Below are 3328 nucleotides of genomic sequence, written 5' to 3'. Positions count from 1 at the left end.
GGGAGAGGGGGAGAAATTTTCAATGGTTTTCCCTCCTCATCTCATCACCTCATCATCCCCTCACTGGTGACTGGTGACTGGTGACTGGTGACTGTTAATAGTGGTTTCCGACTTTTCGGTGGTGGACGGCGGTTCGGGCTTCGGGGTTGGAAACGCGACCGTTATCGACGCTGCTGTAAACGATCCAGTGGTCGGAACAGTCCATGCGGCTGACAACAGTACATTCGAGATACGCCAAGGCGTCGGCGAGAATGGGCGAACCGTTGTTCGTCGGTTGGGTGTTCACGCCTTCAAAGCGATCGGCGCCGGGGGGGAATCGCTTTAAGAAGTGCTTCATCAAATGCTGGTAGTTCCCTTCTTCGAGGACGTTGAGAACGAAGCGATCGCCCACTTGCATCAACGATTCGATCGCTCGGTCTTTCGCCACCGCAATCGTCAATCCCAGAGGTTTAAAGCTGGCTTGCGAGACCCAGGACGCCAACATTCCACCGGCCACTTCCCCTTTTTGGGCGGTGATGATGTACAGTCCGCCGGACAGACGACCTAATGCTTTGTCGAGGTCGCTGTCGAGGGCTTTCATTTTTTTAATGGCGTCTTTGCGGGTCAGCAGTTGCGCCATGTCCGTCCCCGACTCTTCACAGAGTTGGTAAGTAGCTTCGGAGGGAGTTTCGGTGATCCGGATGGGGGCGAAACCGTTTTTAATTCCCAAATCGCGGAATTTCGTCACCAACGGGTCGATGGGTTCGTCGTCTCCGCCGTAACACTCGAAGATTCCTACAATTTGCTTGTCTTTGGCGGCGGCGAAAATGGTACTCACCGCGTCGAGGGTGGCTTTGCTTACGTCGCCAGAAGCCGGAGGGGTTCCCAGGACGATTCCTGCGCTGCGAGCTACAATTTCGTGGACTTCTTGAGGATCGGCGGTTTTTAAGTCCGTCATTTCTACGGCGACGCCGGTTTTAGTGATACCGTGGGCGATCGCTTGGGAGAGGCGATCGCTGTAGCCGTAATCGGAGATGTAAAAGACGGCGACGGTGGTTTCGGCTTGGGCTTTTTCGTTACTCCAATTCCAATAGCGTCCAGTGAGTTCGCCGACGTGGTGGCGCAACAGCGGCCCGTGTCCGGTGGCGATGGTGGTGATGTCGCCCAGTTTCTTCATGCGCTTCATGGCGGAAATGACCGATCGCGCGTTCGGGGCCATCAAGCATTCGTAATAGAAGCGGAAGTCCGGTTCGATTTTGTGGAGGTCTTCGTCGTAAGTCGCATCGGAACAGTAGTGCATTCCGAAGGCGTCGCAGGTGAACATGACCTGGGTGTGGCGATCGTAACTGAAGATGGTGTCGGGCCAGTGCAGGTTGGGGGCGTTGACAAACTCCAGTACGTGACCGTTTCCGAGGTCGAGGGTGTCGCCGTTTTTCACCACCAGGCGATCGAACGGACGGTGAATCAGGTTTTCGAGGAATTGAATCGCCACTTTCGCACCTACGACCGTGGCGTTGGGGGCCAGTTCCAATACGTCTCGGACTAAGCCGCTGTGGTCGGGTTCGGTGTGGCTGATAACGAGATAATCAATGTTCGCGGGATCGATTTCCCCTTTGAGGGTATCGAGATAAAGTTGTCGGAATTTTTCATGGGAGGTATCGACCAGGGCGATTTTATCGCCGCGCACGAGGAAGGAGTTATAGGTCGTTCCGTTTTGCAAGCCGAATTCGATATCGAATCGATCGCGATCCCAATCGAGCGATCGAATGGCCGTCGTGTCGGCGGCGATCGCTTCGACTTGCATCGTGAGGCGTTTTTGGGTAGGAGCGGCGGTTGCTACGACCATACGATGACCTCTCTTACTATACGGTTTTTCTTTATTCGTCTCTTATTGTTACACATTTTTAACATAAGTTATGCTTTAAAAAACATATTAGTTGTATAAGTCGAAAGGGGGCGATCGCCGATCGCCACATCTCAGGCACGAACGGCGTCTTAGGTCTTTTTGAGTATCTTCTCGAGGCAGAAGACGAGGTTATTTTGCGTTTAATTCTCGATTAATACACCGACGGTCTTGGGTATGTTGACAGACTCGTTTCCACAACATTTCGCGGGTTCCCGGTGCGCCGAAGGAAAACAACACGCGATCGCCCATCGGGAGTTTTTGGATTTTCACCTTACAGACGGGACAAGTTTCACAGTTCAATTCGGACATAGCTAGAGGGTCACAGCAAATTCGATCGATTTTGTCCACCATACTCTCTCGTTCCCGTTTTCGGATCGATTTCGGGGTGTTGCGACGATTTTTCGTCCGTAGCGGTCGGTCTCAAACCGCGATGTTAGAATTTCCGTAGAAGGGAATTTTTCTCAAGACTTTGCGCTTCACCTCTGGCCTCACTTCACCGTCACTATGCCTCCGCAACGATCGAACGATACCCGAACCTTCGACCCTCAAGCGTTGACGCTGGTGTTTCGGGGAAGTCTTGGAATCGCGGCGTTGGGGGGTTTGTTTGCGTTGCTGACCGCCTCGAACGCAGTTTTACTCGACGGGGCGCGAGCGCTGGTAGACGCAGTATTCGCACAGTTGCGACGGCGACTCGATCGACAATTTCAAAATCCCGAGGGCGATGCGATCGCCCTCTCCCAAGACACCCTCGAACTGATGTTAAACGTCGTGCAGAGTGCGATCGAGTTGGCGGTGTTGGCGTTGGCGGCGGCGTTGGCGTTAGTGACGATCGCCTCTGGTGGCCGCCCGATCGATTCCGGTATCGCCCTCGGTTACGGTGCGATCGTGGCCATCGTGGGGACGAACTGGGCGGCGAGATTGGGAAAAATCGCCGAAAAAACCGGGTTGTCTGTGGTCGATCGCGATGCGAAACGCTGGTTTAATCGCGGAATGATGGGATTGTTTTTAACGATCGCCTTTAGTGCAGCCTTTCTCACCGGAGACACCCTTCTCGAACCCCTGCGCTATCTCGATCCGATTTTAGTCTTGCTGATGGTGGCGGTGTCCGTCTCGCCATTGTGGAAATGGTTGCGACACAACTGGACGCAACTGTTAGGTCATCACGTCGAAGGATTGCTAGAAAAGAAAGTGCATCGCATCCTCGATCGACCCCTGAGACTGATTCCCCATCAAGACGTGCGCCTCAAGATCGAACAACTCGGACGAGACGTTTATATCGATCTCGATTTCCTGGTCTCCCCAGAAAACCAGTTTACCGACGAACTCCACGACCTCGATCGCATTCGGATGCTGTTGTACGAACGCCTTCACGCGGGAATTCCCAACCTCGTCCTCAACGTCAGCTTTACCGGCGATCGCGTTTGGATGGAACGCGCGATCGCC

At 53.8% G+C, this 3328-nt stretch carries 3 protein-coding genes; 1 reads left to right on the top strand and 2 read right to left on the bottom strand.

Features of this window, described 5'->3' with window-relative positions; translation table 11 throughout:
* Window positions 1-94: 94 nt before the first annotated feature.
* Window positions 95-1825, bottom strand: coding sequence for a diflavin flavoprotein (locus POG22_RS02255; protein WP_498903392.1), 1731 nt, complete (start codon window positions 1823-1825; stop codon window positions 95-97).
* Between the two features lie 189 nt (window positions 1826-2014).
* Window positions 2015-2194, bottom strand: coding sequence for an NblD family protein (gene nblD, locus POG22_RS02250; protein ID WP_017661491.1), 180 nt, complete (start codon window positions 2192-2194; stop codon window positions 2015-2017).
* 195 nt (window positions 2195-2389) lie between these two features.
* Between nblD and POG22_RS02245 the strand changes: the two genes are divergently transcribed.
* A partial coding sequence (locus POG22_RS02245; RefSeq protein ID WP_498903390.1) for a hypothetical protein occupies window positions 2390-3328 on the top strand: 939 nt, incomplete at its 3' end.

The organism is Geitlerinema sp. CS-897 (assembly GCF_028368005.1).
Classification (GTDB): domain Bacteria; phylum Cyanobacteriota; class Cyanobacteriia; order Cyanobacteriales; family Geitlerinemataceae; genus Baaleninema; species Baaleninema simplex.
The sequence above is the reverse complement of the archived record's forward strand: the minus strand, read 5'-3'. Positions and strand labels throughout refer to the sequence as shown.